The sequence below is a fragment of the Collimonas sp. GW821-FHT02H07 genome, from assembly GCF_059421505.1.
Genome location: NZ_JBWKVC010000005.1, coordinates 73,592 through 91,090, shown reverse-complemented (window position 1 = coordinate 91,090; position 17,499 = coordinate 73,592). Strand labels below are relative to the sequence as shown.

Genomic DNA, 17,499 nt, shown 5'->3' with positions numbered 1-17,499 from the left:
GCGGCGGCCGGATGGCCGCCGCGCTCTCTTGCTAAAGACTCAAGCCTTGCCCGTGTCTTACCTGGTCAGCGACAGCAAGGTCTGCTGGCCGTTGCGGAAGGTATAGATCGACAGCGTGCCGTTCCTGATGTCGCCCTTGTCGTCGAAGGCGATCTTGCCGGTGACGCCGGTGTACCGGATCTTGCTCAGCTTCGGCAGGTATTTCTTGGGATCGACCGAATCGGCCTCTTGCATGGCTTTGGCCATGAGCATCACGGCGTCATAGGTATACGGCGCGTACTGCACGATATCGGCCTGGTATTTCTGCTTGTAGGCAGCCTTGAAGGCATCCAGCGGCGCCTGGTTTTCAACGCCGCCGGCGATCGCGCAATACACCTGGTCATCCTGCAAGCCTTCACCCGCCAGGCGCGGCAAGGCGCCGGTGCAGATGGCGTCGCCGCCCATGAACTTGGCGGTAATGCCGAGCTGGCGCATCTGCCGCAGCATGGTGCCGGCGCTGGCATCGATGCCGCCGAAGAAAATCAGGTCAGGCTGCCTGGCCTTGACAGCGGTCAGGATGGCGCTGAAATCGGTGGCGCGGTCATTGGTGTACTGGGTGGCGACGATATCGACGCCGTTAGCCTTGGCGTCCTTCAGGAACTCGGTAGCCAGGCCCTGGCCGTAGGCGGTGCGGTCGTCGATCACGGCGACCTTTTTGGCATGCAGCGTCTTGGCCGCATAGCGTCCCATCGCGGCGCCAAGCTGAGCGTCGTTGGCCACCACGCGGAAGGTCGTGTTGAAGCCTTGCTCGGTATATTTGGCGCTGGTGGCCGACGGTGAAATCTGCGGGATGCCGGCATCGAAGTAAATCTTGGAAGCCGGAATCGAGGTGCCCGACTGCAGGTGGCCGACCACGCCCGCCACCTTGGCGTCCACCAGTTTCTGGGCGACGCTGGTGGCCTGCTTCGGATCGCTGCCGTCGTCCTCGGCCTGCAGCACAAATTTGATCTGCTTGCCGCCGATGACCAGGTGCTTGGCGTTGAGATCCTCGATCGCCATGCGTGCGCCGTTTTCATTGTCCTTGCCGACGTGCGCCACCGGGCCGGTGATCGGGCCGACGTGGGCAATCTTGACGACCTGTTCCTGTGCCTGCACGGTGCCCGCCAGCGTCAAGGCAATAGCGGCGGACAGCAACGTGGTTTTGGCATTGATCTGCATTTTATCTCCCAATTTTGAGTGGCTGAAATACCGCATTATCGCCGCCGGCAGCGATCAGCCGTCGGCTCCGTGCTGGCGCGGACTATCCTGCGGCGGCTTCAGTGATTTATATGACCCTTGGATTCTACCTAAAAGCGGCGCCAGGCCCTAGGACCTGGCGGGTGCGTTGCGAGACTTGCGTTCAAGGATTTTTCGGCGCCGCCTCGATGCCGTTCCAGGAAGCCCCGCTGCATTTGCCGGTCTGCGTCAGCAGCCAGCCTTGCAGCTGGCGGCCGATCACCAGCGGGCTGCTGTTGAAGCATTCGCCCTTGGGCGGCGTCGACATCTGCCGCACCGAGACGAACAGGGGTCCGCGCGGTTCGATGATGGGCGCGCTGTTGCGCACCTTGCCGCTTTCCAGCTCGGCGTAGCAATCGTAGCGGCGGCCGGAACTGTCGGCGGTGACGACGCCGACCAGCCCGCGGTTCATCGGATAGACGTTTTCGACAAAAATATTGCCGCCTTGCGGGTGCCTGGCCAGACAGGCATTGGCGGCTTGCATCACATCTTTGTCGGCCAGCATGTCGGGCATCGACATCGGCATATCGTCTGCCTGCGCCTTGTCGGCAACCAGGGCCAGCAACAGCAGGGACAGCAAAGACATTTTCATAAAACCCTCCATCTGTTTCCATCGAGAAACACAATAATGAATTCGGCGCAATGGACGACTCACTCTAAACGGTTTGTTGTTTTTCGCAAACCCTAACGTGTTCTGACATCAGGCAGTCACATATGCTCGCGACAATGGAAAGCTAACCAGGTGCATGCTGTGCGCGTCCGCCGCGCCTGCTGTCCGGCCTGACTATTCAACCATCCATCACAGGATAAATTCATGAAACCTCATTCTCTGGCGCTGGCATGCGCAACGCTGGTTTATCTATCCGGCTGCAGCGGCGGCGGCAACAGCATCACGTCCGGCGGCGCCACGGTGAGCGGCGTCGCCGCCAGCGGCAAGGCGCTGGCGGGCGTGACTGTCACCATCACCGACAGCAGCGGCCAGAATGTGCAGACCGCGCTGACCGACGGCAGCGGCAAGTTCACGCTGCCCTTGAAAGGCACGGCTCCTTTCGTCCTCACCGCACCGTTCAACGATGCCGACGGCAGCGCCGCCACCTTGTCCTCGGTGATCAATCCCGGCGCCGGCAATGCGGTACAAGCCAACCTGACGCCGCTGACCTCGCTGGTGACCCAGCGCGTGCTGGGCATGGTCCCTAACGGCAGCCCGACCGCGGCGCAGATCAGCGCGGCGAAAATCAGCTCGGCCAGCATTGCGCAGGCGGTCAGCGACGTCACCCTGCCGCTGCAGCCCTTGTTTACCGCACTGGGCGTGCCCGCCAGCGAAACCGCCGACCCTATCGGCAGCACCGTCTACCAGGCCGTCGCCGGCGATCCGCTCGACAACCTGTTCGAACTGGCCCGCTTTAATGTGCACAGCGGCCAGATCGCGGTAGGCGCCGACGCCAATCGCACGGTGCTGACCATCCCGCCTAGCGGCAACATCGGCGGCTCCCTGCCGGCAACCGCGATCCAGTCACTGCTGGCGCTGAACAACGGCCCGACCACCACGCCGATCCAGAACGTGATCGTGATCGTCGGCGAAAACCAGACCTTCGACGCCGTCTTCGGCGCCTACCAGCCACCGAGCGGCCAGACCGTCAAAAACCTGCTGTCGCAAGGCATCATCAACGCCGACGGCACGCCAGGCCCGAACTTCAGCCTGGCCATGCAGAACCAGGGCGCGACCCAGACCGCTTATACGATCAGCCCAACGCGCGCCGGCGCCTACGCCACGCTGCCGCAACCGACCGCGATCGGCGAATTGAAACCGCCGACCTTCCAGGATCCCGGCGGCGTGCCGGATACGCGCTTCCCGGGCAATCTGCCCAGCGGACCGTTCCAGCTGACCAAATACGTCCCTTACGGCACTGCCGCCAGCGCCCAGACCGGCGATCCGGTGCATCGCTTCTTCCAGATGTGGCAGCAGACCGGCGGCGACAATGCCAGGCTCGACTTGTTTACCTGGGTAGCGGCGACCGTCGGCCAGGGCGGCGACACCAAGGGCATCACGCCAAGCAATCCAGGGCAGGGCGGCGAGCTGATGGGTTTCCTCAACATGGCCAGCGGCGATGCGCCTTACTTCAAATCGCTGGCGCAGCAATATGCGCTGAGCGACAACTATCACCAGGGCATCATGGGCGGCACCGGCGCCAATTTCTTCACCATCGCCACCGGCGACCTGCCTTACTTCAATAACGGCGGCGCAGTCGGCACGCCGCCGGCGAACCAGATCGAGAATCCGAATCCGCTGGCGCAGACGCCGAACTTCTATTCGCAGGACGGCTATCAGGGCGGCTCCTACGTCAACTGCTCGGACGCCGGCCAGCCGGGCGTCGGCGCGATCCTGAATTTCCTCAGCGGCAAAAAGGTCAAGAGCAATTGCGACAGCGGCAAATACTATCTGGTGAATAACTACAATCCGGGCTACGACATGAACGGCAACGTCCAGCCCATCGGCCCCAACAACTACAACTATCCGCCGCAAACCGTGCCGACCATCGCCGAAGGCCTGGCCAAGAAAAACGTCGCCTGGAAGTGGTATACCGGCGGCCGCGAAGTGGCCGACGTGACGGCCGACGCCGCCGCCCTCGGCTTTCCGGTAGCGATCGCGCAAGGCGCGCAGTACAACGCCATCGGCGACCCGCTGGTAGCCTCCAGCAACGTCATGAACAGCAGCCTGAAATCCAGCCTGGCCGGCCTCACCAGCTTCTACAGCGACATCGCCAAAGGCACCCTGCCGGCGGTCTCGTTCGTGGTGCCGAAAAACCTCGACAGCGGCCACCCGGGCTATTCCGCGCCGGCCCGCTACGAAGCCTTCCTGCAAGACCTGATCGCCAAGGTCAAGGCCAATCCAACCTTGTGGGCGCACACCGCGATCCTGGTCACCACCGATGAAGGCGGCGGCCATTTCGACAGCGGCTACATCCAGAACGTCGACTTCTTCGGCGACGGCCCGCGCATCCCGTTCCTGGTGGTCTCGCCGTACGCCCGCACCGGCTTCGTCGACCACACCTATTACGATCATGCGTCGGTGCTGAAATTCATCGAACGCAACTGGCGCCTGCCGCCGCTGTCGCCACGCAGCCGCGACAACATGCCCAACCCGGTCAGCCTCGCCGCCGACCAGTACCGCCCGGTCAACACCACCGCCGTCGGCGACCTGATGGCCATGTTCAACTTCTAACCCCCTTCCTTTAATTGGGGTCAGAGTCGAATATATCCGCAACGACATACCTCACTCTGACCCCAATTAAAAGGTGGCGGCATATCTCTGGGAATGGATCAAGCGTCTTGAGCAGCAATCATAGTGGGTGGGGTTTCGCGGAGCGGCGCAGGGCGGGTGTTTTGCTGGCGTCGACTGCGTTCGCGTTGTTGCTGGGCGGCTGCCACGATGCCGATGTGCCGGTGCATGCTGCTGGTGTTGCGGCTGCTGCCCCGGTGGTTGCCGCGGCGCCGGCGGTATCCAAGCCGGGCTTGAAAATGTGGGTGCGCTATCCTGAGCCGGCGGCTACGCTGAGTGCGGCGGCGCAGCTGGGCAAGCAGCTGTTTTTCGATGCTTCCCTATCGGCTTCCGGCAAGATGTCTTGCGCGACCTGCCATAGTCCCGATCATGCCTATGGGCCGCCGAACGGCCTGGCCGTGCAGCTGGGCGGCGCCGACATGCAGCGGCAGGGTACGCGCGCGGTGCCGTCCTTGCGCTACCTGGGTTTCACGCCCAAGTTCACCCGTCACTACTATGTGCCGGGACCGGACGATACCGAGGATGAAGGACCGACCGGCGGCTTCACGCATGACGGCGCGGTCGATACGCTGCACGAGCAAGCGTTGATCCCCTTGCTCAATGTGAACGAGATGGCGAATCCGGATCCTGCCGCGGTGATCGCCGGATTGCAGCAGGCCAGCTACGCGGCGCAGTTCCGGCAGGTATATGGCGCCGACATCTTCGATCATCCGGCGGCGGCGCTGGAAAAGGCGACGCTGGCATTGGAAGCATTCCAGACCGAAGATCCGAGCTTTCATCCCTACACCAGCAAGTTCGATGCGGCGATGGCCGGCAACGCCGATTTCACGCCGGCTGAACTGCGCGGCTACGGCTTGTTCAACAATCCGAACAAAGGCAATTGCGCCAAGTGCCACGTCGACACGCCTGGACCGGGAGGACGGCCGGCGCAGTTCACCGATTTCGGCTTCCAGGCGCTGGGCGTGCCGCGCAATCCCGAGATCGCCGCCAACCGCGACCCGCGCTACGCCGATCTCGGCATTTGCGGTCCGGACCGCAAGGACATGATGAAGGAAGCGGAGTTCTGCGGCATGTTCAAGTCGCCCACCCTGCGCAATGTGGCGACGCGCGGCGCGTTCTTTCATAACGGCCGCTTCCACACGCTGGAAGACATGCTGCATTTCTACGCGGAGCGCGATACCGATCCCGGCAAGTGGTATCCCAAGGTCAAAGGCAAGATCGTCAAGTACGACGACCTGCCGCCGCGCTACCGCGGCAATATCGACAGCCAGGATGCGCCGCTGAACCGCAAAGCGGGCCAGGCGCCGGCGCTCAACGACGAAGAAATCGGCGACCTGATCGCCTTCCTGAAAACCTTGAACGACGGCTATTCGGCCAGGTCGGGCGCCGCCCGCATCGAATAGAAATCGTCAGGGCGGCGCCAGCGGATAGGGCGCCTTGCTGGCGCCCGGCGCGCGCAGGTTGACGATCACGCGTTCGACATCCGGCGCGGCGCGGACAAAAGCCTCCAGCGCCGCGGCATTGATGGCCGGATCGGCGCTGCAGCCTTCGACCCAGACAAAACGGCGCTGGAAAGTCAGCCACAGGCTGCTGCGGGCGAACGCCGGATCGGCGGCAAAATGGGCCTGCACGGCCTGCGCTATCGGCACATCGTACAGATAGGAGTTCGGCTTGCTGCACTGGCCGGCCAGCCAGCAGCTGGTGCCGCGTTCGGTGCGCCAATGGGATTCCCTGTGCGCCTCTTGCTCGCTCACCAGCGGCCCCAGCGGCGGCGGGCAATCGGGCACGGCGTTGCGCACCTGGATGAAGGGATCGTTGAACCAGTTTTTCAAGGTCTCGCCGTAGACCGGAGACATCAGCGCGGACAGCGCCATCAGGATGGCCGGCATGGATCGGAAGCGAGGTGGTCGCAGCATACGCTCCTCCGCAAGAATCGGCGATTGCACCGCATTTAGCCGGAGCGCGCTCTGCACTCCGGCCGTCTCACATCAGCCGGCGAACTTGTCGGTCGCCGTAATCAGTTGATGCAGGATGCCCGGCTCGCTGTAGGCGTGGCCGGCATCTTCCACGATATGCAGCGCCGCTTCCGGCCAGGCCTTGTGCAGTTCCCACGCAGTCTTCGGCGTGCAGCAGACATCGTAGCGGCCTTGCACGATGACGCCAGGAATGCCGCGCAGCCGGCCGACATCGCGCAGCAGCTGCTGGTCTTCAAAGAAGCATTCGTTGATGAAGTAATGGTTTTCGATGCGCGCAAAGGCGATCGCAAATTCCGGATCTTCATGCGCCTGCGCCAGCGACGGATCGGGCAACAGCTTGACGGTGCTGCCTTCCCACACGCTCCATGCCTTGGCCGCCGCCAGCTTGGCGACTTCGTCGGCGCCGGTCAGACGACGGCTGTAGGCCTGCACCATCTCATGCCGTTCAGCCGGCGGAATCGGCGCCAGGAACGCTTCCCACTTGTCCGGGAACTGGCGCGATGCGCCGTCCTGGTAATACCATTGGATTTCTTCACGGCGCCCGGTGAATATCCCGCGCAATACCAGCTCGCTGACGTGCTCAGGATGTTTCTCGGCATATGCCAGGGCCAGGGTGCTGCCCCAGGAACCGCCAAACACCTGCCATTTATCGACTCCCGCCATTTCCCGCAGCCGCTCGATATCCGCCACCAGATGCCAGGTAGTATTCGCCTCCAGATTCGCATGCGGCGTAGACCGCCCGCAACCGCGCTGGTCGAACAGCATGACGCAATATTTGGCTGGATTGAACAGCCGCCGATGGTCAGCATTGCAACCGCCCCCCGGCCCGCCATGCAGGAACACCGCCGGCTTACCGTCAGGATTGCCGCACATTTCCCAATAAACCTGATGCCCGTCCCCCACATCCAGCATGCCCGACTTGAACGGTTCCAGCGGCGGATAAAGGCCCAGCAGTTGAGGAGGAGTTTGCTGCACAGCGGGTTGGCTGATAGTCATGAAATGGTTTCCTTGTGGGAGTGGAGAACGATGATCATAACAAATCTGGCGATGCAGTTCAGCAGACGAAAAATCAGCAATCAAGCACTGCAGGTAAGAGGTTGCCGTTGCCGTTGCCGTTGCCGTTGCCGTTGCCGTTGCCGTTGCCGTTGCCGTTGCCGTTGGTTTTGACGTTGGGGTTGCTTTTGAAGTACCCCGCATGCTGACGTTGCCTTCCCTCCGGTCCCCGGCGGGTGCCAGTCGGGAATTATGGGACACATGTTTGAGCGAAGCGAGTTTGTGTCCCATCCGACTGGCACCCGCCTCATTTGGGGACCCGCCGAAGGCGGGCAACGGCTGTGCGGTCGCCTTCTTTTTGGTTACTTTTTCTTGGCGAAGCAAGAAAAAGTGACTGGCTGCCGGGCCACTCCCGGCAAGCCTCCACGGAGTAGCAACCGTTTTAGCAACCCTCAAACCGTTCTTAGCTTGCCAAGACATGTACTCCGTAGAACGTCAATCGGGGTCAGAGTAATTTTCGCAAAAGGCCGCGAAAAAAACTCTGACCCCGATTGACTGCACAGCTTATAGCGACGCGGCGAGTTCTGCGCCTTCGCGGATGGCGCGCTTGGCGTCCAGTTCGCTGGCGAACGAGGCGCCGCCGATCAGGTGATAGCGCAAACCGGCCTGCTGCGCCTTGGTCTTGAGCGGCTCGCCAGGCTTGCCTGGAACAATAGCATCGACAGGCACCAGCTCATGCAACGACTCCTGCCCCGCACAAATCACCACGTTATCCACCTCCAGCAAACGGCTCACCCCACCCACGGAGATATGCAAACCCCGGTCGTCAATCCGCTGGTATTCCACCCCGCCCAGCATCTGCACCCCATTCCGCTGCATCACACTACGATGCACCCAGCCCGACGTCTTGCCCAGCCCCGCCCCCACCTTGCTCCGCTTACGCTGCAGCAAATGAATCTCCCGCACCGGCTCCGCCGCAACAGCAGGCCGCAATCCGCCCGCCGACGCAGCCAAAGGATCCACCCCCCACTCATCCATCCACTCCGCAATCGGCACCGGCAAAGGCACATGCGCATCGTGCAGCAGGAATTCGCACAGATCGAAACCGATCCCGCCAGCCCCGATCACCGCCACCCGCTTGCCCACCGCAGCCTTGCGCTGCAAGACATCCAGGTACGACAGCACCATCGGATGATCGATGCCAGGAATCCGCAAGCTGCGCGGCGCCACCCCGGTCGCCACGATCACATCGTCAAAACCGAGCGCCTCCAGCTGCTGCTTGCCGATCCGCTGGTTCAGCCTGAGCTCGACACCGGTGCGTTCAAGGCGGCGCTGGAAATAACGGATGGTTTCGCTGAATTCCTCCTTGCCGGGAATCTGCATCGCGATATTGAACTGGCCGCCGATCTTCGCCGCCGCCTCGAACAAGGTCACCTGATGTCCCCGCTCGGCCGCCACGCTGGCCGCCGACAAGCCCGCCGGCCCGGCGCCGATCACCGCCACCCGCCGCGCCTTGACGACCGGACGATAGACCAGCTCGGTCTCATGGCAAGCCTGCGGATTGACCAGGCAGCTGGCGCGCTTGTTCTGGAAGGTATGGTCGAGGCAAGCCTGGTTGCAGGCGATGCAGGTATTGATTTCATCAGCGCGGTTCTGCTGCGCCTTCAGCACGAATTCGGGATCGGCCAGGAACGGCCGCGCCATCGACACCATGTCGGCATCGCCCTCGGCCAAGATCTGCTCCGCCACCTCCGGCGTGTTGATCCGGTTCGAAGCAATCACCGGAATCCCGACCGCGCGCTTGAGACGCGCCGTCGCTTCGCGGAAAGCGCCGCGCGGCACCGAGGTGACGATGGTCGGAATCCGCGCTTCATGCCAGCCGACGCCGGTATTGATCAGCGTCACGCCAGCCTTTTCCAGCGCCTGCGCCACCGCCACCACTTCCTCGCCGGTATTGCCGCCTTCTACCAGGTCCAGCAAGGACAAGCGATACATGATGATGAAACGCTCGCCCACCGCCGCGCGCATGCGCTGCACGATTTCCACCGCCAGCCGCATGCGGTTCTCGATGCTGCCGCCCCAGCGGTCTGTGCGGCGGTTGGTGCGCGGCGACAGGAACTGGTTGAGCAGATAGCCTTCGCTGCCCATGATTTCCACGCCGTCGTAGTTGGCGCGCTGCGCCAGCGTCGCGCTACGTACATAAGCGTTGATGGTGGACTGGATGCCGCGCTCGCTCAGCGCGCGCGGCTTGAACATCGAGATCGGCGACTTGATGGCCGAGGCCGACACCACCAGCGGCTGGTAGCCGTAGCGGCCGGCGTGCAGGATCTGCATCACGATCTTGCCGTCTTCCTCATGCACCGCGCTGGTCAGGCGCCGGTGGTTGTAGATGTCGCCCAGGCTGTTCATGGTGCCGCCGAAGGGCAGCAGCCAGCCTTGCCTGTTGGGAGAAATACCGCCGGTGACGATCAGCCCGACGCCGCCTTTGGCGCGCGCCCGGAAATATTCCGCCAGCTTGGCGTAATGGAAAAAGCGATCTTCCAGACCGGTGTGCATCGAACCCATCACCACCCGGTTCTTCAATGTGGTGAAGCCGAGGTCGAGCGGGGCGAGCAGATGAGGGTATACGGGATGGGACATAGGTCTCTAGTGGTTTTGTAGATTCTTCAACGGGCCACGGCAAACGCCAACAGTTTGCCATAGGGCTGGAATCTACCTGAAAAGCCGCGGCTGATTGCTGGGACAGCCCTGTTTTAGCGCCGATTAGAGGCAAAAACCTATTTAGATCCTATCCTCGATTACTCAGCGCCGGCCGAGTAAAGTTGTCAGATCGATCGCCTCGGCCATGGCGCGGTAGCCGGCATCGCCCGGGTGCAGGTGGTCGCCGCAATCGTAGGCCGGCAGGATGCGCCCCGGATGCGCCGGATCTCCCAAGGCGGCGTCGAAATCGATGACAGCGTCGAACTCGCCGCTGCTGCGTATCCACCGGTTCACCGCTTGCCGAGTCTTTTCCTTGCTTTCGGAATAATAGCTTTTCAGCTCGGTGTCCTGCAATGCGCCCTCGAACGGCGTCAAGGTAGCGCCGACGATACGTACATGATGCAAGCGCGCCTGTGCTATCAGTTGCCGGTAGCCGTCGATCAGGCGCTCCGCCGCCAAGGCCGGGTCCTGCCGCGTGACGCTGCTGCCGGGCCAGCCGATGTCGTTGATGCCCATCAGCAGGATCACGGTGTCGAGGCCGGGCTGGTTCAGCACATCGCGCTCGAAGCGGGCGAGGGTGTTGACGCCCATCTTGTCGTTCAGCACCCTGGCCCCGGATATGCCGGCGTTGATCACCGCAACATCCTGCCCGGCCAGGCGCTGCGCCAACAGGTCGGGCCAGCGCTGATTGCGGTTCGAAATGGAACCGCCGCCATCGGTGATCGAGTCGCCGAAGGCCGCCACCACGCGCGTTGCCGGCCTCGCCTCGACCAGGATCGTGCTGAGGAACAAGCGTGCGTCCAAGGTCTGGGCGGTATCGATCAACGGCGCCGCCGTCAGGTTGCCTTGGGCGATGTAGGCGGTCTGCTTGCCGTCCCAGTGGAAGGTGGCGAGCGGCGTGATTTGCGGCAGGAAGATACTGACCGCGACCTGGGCCAGCGGCGCCAGTTCGAGATCGACAGGATCGCTGACCGCCGTCGCGCCCGGCGCAATCGTCACCGTTTCACGGCCGTTGAAAATGAGGGTGCGGTCGGAGCCGGCCACGATGCCGGAACCGCCGCCGGCCAGCGCGATATGCGCCGCACCCAAGGTCAGCGGCGTGGTCCCGAATCCGTTCGACAGCACCACTCTGGCACGCCGGCCGCCCAGGCTGATGCGGGCGATCTGGCGCACGGTCTGGTTCGACAGGCTTGCCGGAATATTGGTCGACAAAGCAAAACCGGCCTCCCAGACCGGCTGCGGACTGGCGCTCCAGCTGGCGACCCAGCGGGGCTGCGCGGAAGCGTTGCCGGCTGCCAGCGGTGCGCCCGCCGGCATTGCCAAGACCGACAAAAGGGCAAGCGCTGCGGCGATTTTTGCACGGTGCATGAAAGACTCCTTTGGTTTATCGGGGATGCGATAACACTAAGATAGGCTCTTCATACGGTACAGGGTAGATGATCTATTTGCATGACGCCCATGCCGATCAGGAATGGGCGTCATGCAAGCCTTGCCTAGCGCGACGGACAGATCTGCGGCGCGTTATACTTGTTGTTCATGCCCAGCATGGTCAGATAGGTCTGGCCCAGCGCAATATTGCGGAACGCATCGTCATCCAGATAGGCATTCATCACGCTCGAAGTCCTGAGCTCATCGGCATAGTTATAAGCAGGCTGCTTGTTCTTGTAGGCCACATAGTCGCTGCCGGTAATGATGCGGCTGGAATTGCGGTTGATGAAATTGACATAGCCCTCGCGAAATCTGCTGAAGTAGTTTTCTTCCAGCACACCCCAGGAAATATCGAGATACAGCTTGGGAAAGCGATTCAGCAGGTTCTGCAGCAGGAAGATGTGGCTCAAGGGGTCCATCGTTTTCTGCTGGCTCGACATGCCCAGGTGCAGCCAGATGATTTTGTTGTCTGGATATTTCGTCAGCACATAATTGATCAGCGCCTGATACTTGGTCGGCTCGCCTTCATCGTTGCCCAGATCGATATGCAGGGCCAGCGGCATATCGCGTTTGCGCAGGAGCGCCATGAAATCGGACCATTGATCGATCTGCGCCTCGGTCACCGGCACATGACCGTTGGGGAACAAGGCTTGCTTGACCACGTTGGATTCCCCCATCAGCTTGAACAGCCCGGGATATTCCTTGTCGTACAGCGCCATCAAGGCGGGAATCTCAGCCGGCTTGGCCAGATCGGGGAAAGTCATGGCGAGCACCAGCAGGCGATCCGGCGACTTGAACTCGGCAAAATTGGCGGCATTGACGAAGTCGTTCTTGATGGTGGGATTGGCTGGCAGGTCCCGGCAATCCTGGTAGGAGTCGCAGCCCGGACGCGCATCCCAGGGCAGGCGCTGGCCTATGCCCATCACGCCGCCGATCACTACGCCGTTGTCGGCCATCATTTTCAACATGTCATGATAGGAGACCGATTCGCCGCCGAACGGGCGGAAGTGGATATGCGTGTCGGCCACAGTCAGATGCGGCTGGGCAGCACGGTTGAAACAGGCCGGACTAGGGTTCGTGTAGTCCTCCAATGTCAGGCCGTTGGCGGCGCCGCTGGTGAAAGCCGCGAGCATGGCGGCACACAAGGTAAATCGGGATAAACGCATGATGGATTCCTCGGTTGGTGAAAGAAGGATGTCCCTGCCCACCTCGAAGTACGCAATTCGTGCAAGAGCTGGTCAAGGAGCAGGACGAACTGTATGTCCTATCTTTCCTGCCCGCACCACCCCAATGTCAGGAATACGTCAAGATTCACGCTCATGAAGGAACCCGTTCCCCAGCTGCCGGGATTTTCCGCTCCGCTGTTCGGCCGTTAGGCGCTCACGCGCTCACGCGCTTAGGCTTCGTTATTTTTTTGCGCTGGCGGCAACCGACCGCTTGGCCTGGGTGAATACCGGGCCCCACAAGGGATGGCCTTGTTCGCCCGGCGCCAGGTCGAAACCCGGGTCCAGCTTGAGGGCCTTTTCAAATTGCTGTTTGCACAGCTTCCTGCGGGAGGTGACGCAATAGCTGAAGGCCATGTATTTCAGCGCCTCAGTCTGGAACGACGTGTCCGCCGACCAGATATCCTGGCCGTTGGCGAGACGCTTGATGGCGGCGCTGTAACTGCCCTTGTTGTACAGGGCGATGCCGTCGCTCAGGGCTGCCGGCGGCGCCGGCGGCTGGGGAGCGGCGGCAACCACTGCCGGCGTTGAAGCAGAAGGTTTCTGGCTGGCCGTTGCCGGCGTTTTCGGGGTATCGATGGTATCGCAGGCGCTGAGCATGAAGGCCGCAGCCATCATGGCGCCGCCGATACGGTAAAAAGAAGTGGTCATGGGGTCTGCCTGGCTGGAAAGCATGGATTAGGGCGAAAAACTGTAGTCGATACTACGCGATTTTTTCTGGTTGACGTCAATTTCAAAGACCTTATCGGGGAAACTCGGATTGACCACCTTGATCTGATGCTTGCCTTCCGCCAGGACCAGCTTTTTCAATGGCGGACTGGCGCCCTTCAGGTTGCCGTCCACAATCACGTTGCCCCAAGGCCTGATGGCCAAGGTGACTACGCCGGTAGCATCAGCTGACTTTACCTCGGCGGCCTTGGCTTCCGCGCTTTTCACCTCGGCCGGTTTGGCGCCAGCCTCGGCGGCGCCTTTGCCTTGCAGCTCCGCCAGCCGGGCGCGCGCGATCGCGGCATGCTTGCTGTCCGGGTATTTCTGCAGGAAGGCGGTGATCTGCTGCGGCGAGACGTTTTTCAGCTCCTTGAGAGTTTCCCAGCCGATGGTTTCTTCGTCCAGGATCTGCTCGCCGGCCACGGCCGCGCTCGGCGCCGGCTTTGCCACCGGCACTGCCGCAGCGCGCGAGGCCACCAGCGGCGCTTCCGGCTGCTGCGACGACGCCGGCTTGAGCCACAGGTAGGCGCCGGCCACCACCACGCAGACTGCGCCGGCAATCCATAGGGCCGGCGCCCGCAACGGCCGTTCCATGACGTTGGCAGCGGCAAGCGCCTGTGCGCTGCTCTCATGCTTGCTGCCGGCAGCAGCAGCCGGCTTGCGCCTGCCGCTGCTGGAAGAGCGCGGAGGCACGGCGTCGTTGTCGGGCATCGGCATCGGCACCGAAAGCTCCAGGTCGAGCAGCTGGCGGAATTCTTCTATCGATTGCGGACGGTCTTCCGGCCTGACCGCCAACCCCTTGTCGATCGCCGCCAGGAAGGCCTGGCTGAAATCGCTGTGGCCGCCGTTCTGCAACTGTTCGATAGGGTCCTGGATCATGCGCGCCACGGACGTCGGCGGCGCGGTTTTCTTGATGGCGAAGTAAATCACCGCCGACAGCGAATAGATATCGGTCCACGGACCTTGCTTCATCATGGCGTCGTCGGCGTACTGCTCGATCGGCGCGTAGCCCGGCTTCAGGATCACCGTCAGCGAATGCGTCATGTCGCCGATGATCTGGCGCGCCGCGCCGAAGTCCAGCAGTACTGCCTCGCCGCTCTTCTGGATCATGATGTTGTCGGGCGAGATATCGCGATGCAGGATCTGCACCCGGTACATGGCGGCCAGCGCTTCCAGCATCGGCTTGAGCATGCTTTTCAGCCAGGCTTCGGTGACCTGCGCCGGCGAATTCTGCACCACGCTCTTGAGCGTGCGGCCTTCGTAGTAACGCATCGCCATATAGGCGGTATTGTTCTGCTCCCAGAAGCGGTACACCTTGATCAGGGCCGGGTGGTCGAACTGCGCCAGCAGGCGCGCTTCCTTGATGAAGCTCTTGAGGCCGATGGTGAATGTCTCGCGGTGGCGCTGCGAGCGGACCACCACCTTCTTGTCCGGTCCGCGCCCGGCAAAGGCGCCCGGCATGTATTCCTTGATGGCGACCATGCGGCGCAGCGAGCGGTCGAAGGCGAAATAGACAATGCCGAAACCGCCCTCGCCGATCACGCCGATGATTTCGAAATCGGCCAGGCGCGTCCCTTTCGGCAGGCAGTTCTCGACAGCCATGGCAGAGGGTTCTTGCAGGTCAACCGATTTGGCGTTTTGCATATTCAGTTGGATTCGACGTTAGCAATATTATGAGGATAGTTATCAACACGTCTTCAATGATTAAGGATTTTGGCTGCTGGCGGCTCGGCTACGTATATCGTAAACGCGGTGCAGTTATCCAGCGGCACATTGCAGGTCTGGCCATTCTTTTCCACCACCGCGTGCATGATGTTGAGCCAGTCCTGGGCCGAACCGGCTTGCGCGGCCGCCAGCGCCATTTCGGCTTCGCTGATCCATTCCCAGAAACCGTCGGTGCACAGCAGGAAGGCGTCGCCGTCCTGTATCGGCACCGGATTTGGGGTCACTTGCGCCGGCGCGCTGCCTTCGACGCCGGCCGCGGCGCACAGGATGCTGCGGCGCGGATGACGCCGCAGCTGCTCGGGCGAACAATGGCCGGCATCGACGAATTGCTGGATCAGGCTGTGATCCTTGGTGAAGTGCAAGAGCTGGCCGCGGCGGAACTGATAGATGCGGGTATCGCCCATATGGCCCCACAGGGCGCAGCGGTTTTTCTGGTCGATGAGCAGCGTCGCCACGGTCGCGCTCATGTCTTTCAGGCGCGGAATCTGTCCCTGGCGCCGGTTCAGCTGGGCCACCGCATAATCGAGATAGGATTGCAGCGCGCGCGGACCGAAGGAGGCCTCTTCGACAAACATTTCCATGATCGAATGCACCACCACGTTCGATGCAATCTCGCCGCCGTACTCGCCGCCGACGCCATCCGAGACGATGATGCAGGTCAGGTCGTCCTGCTGCGCGCTGCCCCAGGAATCCTGGTTGACTTGGCGGCCGCCGGCATGGCTAAGCTGCGCCAGGCTCAGCAGCATCGGCGCTGCCGTGTTGCTGAGCAGGGACTGCTCAGGCATGCGGGGAAGCCTTCTTCAGCTTCTCGATCTTTCTCTCGTAAGCTTGCAAGAAGGCTTTGCCGAACAGGGTTTGGAAATCATCCTGCGACGCTTCACCGATGATGCGCTGATAGCGCAGCACATAGGCATCCCACAGCTTGGCCTTGCGCGTAGCCGGCAGCAGCGTATCGAGCATGCCGCCTTTTTGCGAATGCCTCTCCATCACTTCCGGATTGAAGCGCTGCATGGTTTCATTCATGGTGGCGCGCATGCCGGACACCACTGCAACCTGATGGCCGTGCAGATCTTCGTAGGCGTCCTGCATGGCTTCGGTGGCGCCCATGAAGCCCGGCATTTTCTTGCGCAGCATCTGGATCAGCACGGTCTGGCTGTCCGGGAAGAACTTCAGCGGATTATTGTTGCGGACCACTACCTTGGTTACGTCCGCATGCGCTTCGCGCTTCACCAGCGCGCGCGCGGCGTTCAAGTCAATCGCGCCTTGCACGGAGATCGCCAGCAGCTTGCCCACGGTTTCCATGAATTCCGGCGTCAGGCTCGGCGCCAGCGCTCCGGGCGTCAGGCCGGCGCCCTTCATGAAGGCTTGCATCAGCGCTTCGCTGGCGGCATTCGGCTCGGCGGCAGGAAGGTTGTCGTCGGCCTGGTTCAACGATGCGGCTGCCGGGCTGGCGGGCACAGGAACTGCCTGGCTTGCCGGGCGCGCCATCGTCGCGGCAGCGGACGCGGAGGTCGGCAACGCGGCGTTGGCGGTAGCGGCCAGCTCCAGGTTCAGTTGCGCCAGCGCCGCCAGGCGCGTCTCGGATACGCTAAGCAGTGGCTTGCTGGCATTGACTCGGCGCACCGGATTGGTCGAGGTCATGTCTGGGTTGTCCTTCATTAAATTGAGCTGCGCTTCAGCGCGCAACAGATACAGTCCAATCTGAATTTCATCGCCTATCTGCAGATCGACCTCGCACTCGACATCAATCTCATGGCCATTGAGCAGGATCGGATTGGCGCGGCTGAGATTGGTGATGGTCTGTCGGATGCCGTCGCTCTTGATTTCGGCCTGGGTGCGCGACACCAGGTTGCGCGGATCGGCCAGCACGAAATAATTTTCTTCGCTGCGGCCGAGGGTTTTCGGCTCACGGCCGAAGACGGCCGACATGGGCTGCTCGGGCGCCATGTTGTTGTAAGAAATAACACTAATTTTGATCATCGATGTGGTCCAAGCCTGGTTTTGCAGACACAGTGCAAACACCTGCGAATTTGCGCAAATCGTGTGTACCTGTGGCTGTTTGCTTGGCAGCAATTTCCATGCCCAAGCAAGGCTATCGAAAACTGGTCTTATAGCCGCATAAAACCTGGTAATTGGCCGGTTTCAGACCTGCAAAACTGCCCTCTCTTGTCATTCGTGGTGACATTTTGTGTCAGCTGGGGACGAGGCAACG

At 61.9% G+C, this 17,499-nt stretch carries 13 protein-coding genes; 2 read left to right on the top strand and 11 right to left on the bottom strand.

Going from position 1 to position 17,499, the window contains the following annotated elements; genetic code table 11:
• Nucleotides 1–57: 57 nt before the first annotated feature.
• On the bottom strand, nucleotides 58–1,197 hold the full coding sequence (locus AC07V8_RS10040; RefSeq protein WP_494677948.1) for a branched-chain amino acid ABC transporter substrate-binding protein: 1,140 nt from the start codon (nucleotides 1,195–1,197) through the stop codon (nucleotides 58–60).
• A 181-nt stretch (nucleotides 1,198–1,378) separates the two neighbouring features.
• Nucleotides 1,379–1,846 (bottom strand): hypothetical protein, encoded by a 468-nt coding sequence (locus AC07V8_RS10035; RefSeq protein WP_494677949.1) that lies wholly within the window; start codon nucleotides 1,844–1,846, stop codon nucleotides 1,379–1,381.
• A gap of 222 nt (nucleotides 1,847–2,068) precedes the next feature.
• Between AC07V8_RS10035 and AC07V8_RS10030 the strand changes: the two genes are divergently transcribed.
• The gene (locus AC07V8_RS10030) at nucleotides 2,069–4,477 is read left to right on the top strand and encodes an alkaline phosphatase family protein (protein ID WP_494677950.1); all 2,409 of its coding nucleotides are present in this window, start codon (nucleotides 2,069–2,071) and stop codon (nucleotides 4,475–4,477) included.
• A 107-nt stretch (nucleotides 4,478–4,584) separates the two neighbouring features.
• Nucleotides 4,585–5,937, top strand: coding sequence for a cytochrome-c peroxidase (locus AC07V8_RS10025; RefSeq protein WP_494677951.1), 1,353 nt, complete (start codon nucleotides 4,585–4,587; stop codon nucleotides 5,935–5,937).
• Nucleotides 5,938–5,943: 6 nt separating this feature from the next.
• On the opposite strand, the gene AC07V8_RS10020 is transcribed toward AC07V8_RS10025, so the two are convergent.
• From AC07V8_RS10020 to tagH, 9 genes are all read right to left on the bottom strand, one after another.
• Nucleotides 5,944–6,450, bottom strand: a complete 507-nt coding sequence (locus AC07V8_RS10020; protein WP_494677952.1) for a BON domain-containing protein — start codon at nucleotides 6,448–6,450, stop codon at nucleotides 5,944–5,946.
• A 72-nt stretch (nucleotides 6,451–6,522) separates the two neighbouring features.
• The gene (pip, locus tag AC07V8_RS10015) at nucleotides 6,523–7,506 is read right to left on the bottom strand and encodes a prolyl aminopeptidase (RefSeq protein ID WP_494677953.1); all 984 of its coding nucleotides are present in this window, start codon (nucleotides 7,504–7,506) and stop codon (nucleotides 6,523–6,525) included.
• Between the two features lie 561 nt (nucleotides 7,507–8,067).
• The gene (locus tag AC07V8_RS10010; RefSeq protein WP_494677954.1) at nucleotides 8,068–10,143 is read right to left on the bottom strand and encodes a 2,4-dienoyl-CoA reductase FMN-binding domain-containing protein; all 2,076 of its coding nucleotides are present in this window, start codon (nucleotides 10,141–10,143) and stop codon (nucleotides 8,068–8,070) included.
• A gap of 162 nt (nucleotides 10,144–10,305) precedes the next feature.
• Nucleotides 10,306–11,571, bottom strand: coding sequence for an SGNH/GDSL hydrolase family protein (locus tag AC07V8_RS10005; protein WP_494677955.1), 1,266 nt, complete (start codon nucleotides 11,569–11,571; stop codon nucleotides 10,306–10,308).
• A 125-nt stretch (nucleotides 11,572–11,696) separates the two neighbouring features.
• A complete protein-coding gene (locus AC07V8_RS10000) occupies nucleotides 11,697–12,797 on the bottom strand; it encodes an amidohydrolase family protein (protein ID WP_494677956.1) in 1,101 nt (366 codons plus the stop codon).
• A gap of 240 nt (nucleotides 12,798–13,037) precedes the next feature.
• A complete protein-coding gene (locus AC07V8_RS09995) occupies nucleotides 13,038–13,505 on the bottom strand; it encodes a TssQ family T6SS-associated lipoprotein (protein ID WP_494677957.1) in 468 nt (155 codons plus the stop codon).
• 27 nt (nucleotides 13,506–13,532) lie between these two features.
• Nucleotides 13,533–15,206, bottom strand: coding sequence for a serine/threonine protein kinase (locus AC07V8_RS09990; protein ID WP_494677958.1), 1,674 nt, complete (start codon nucleotides 15,204–15,206; stop codon nucleotides 13,533–13,535).
• Between the two features lie 53 nt (nucleotides 15,207–15,259).
• Nucleotides 15,260–16,072 carry a PP2C family protein-serine/threonine phosphatase gene (locus tag AC07V8_RS09985; RefSeq protein WP_494677959.1) on the bottom strand — a complete coding sequence of 271 codons (813 nt, stop codon included), beginning with the start codon at nucleotides 16,070–16,072 and terminating at the stop codon, nucleotides 15,260–15,262.
• Entirely contained in the window at nucleotides 16,065–17,267 is a 1,203-nt protein-coding gene (gene tagH, locus AC07V8_RS09980; protein ID WP_494677960.1) for a type VI secretion system-associated FHA domain protein TagH, read from the bottom strand. The genes AC07V8_RS09985 and tagH overlap by 8 nt, the downstream gene beginning before the upstream one ends.
• Nucleotides 17,268–17,499: the final 232 nt, after the last annotated feature.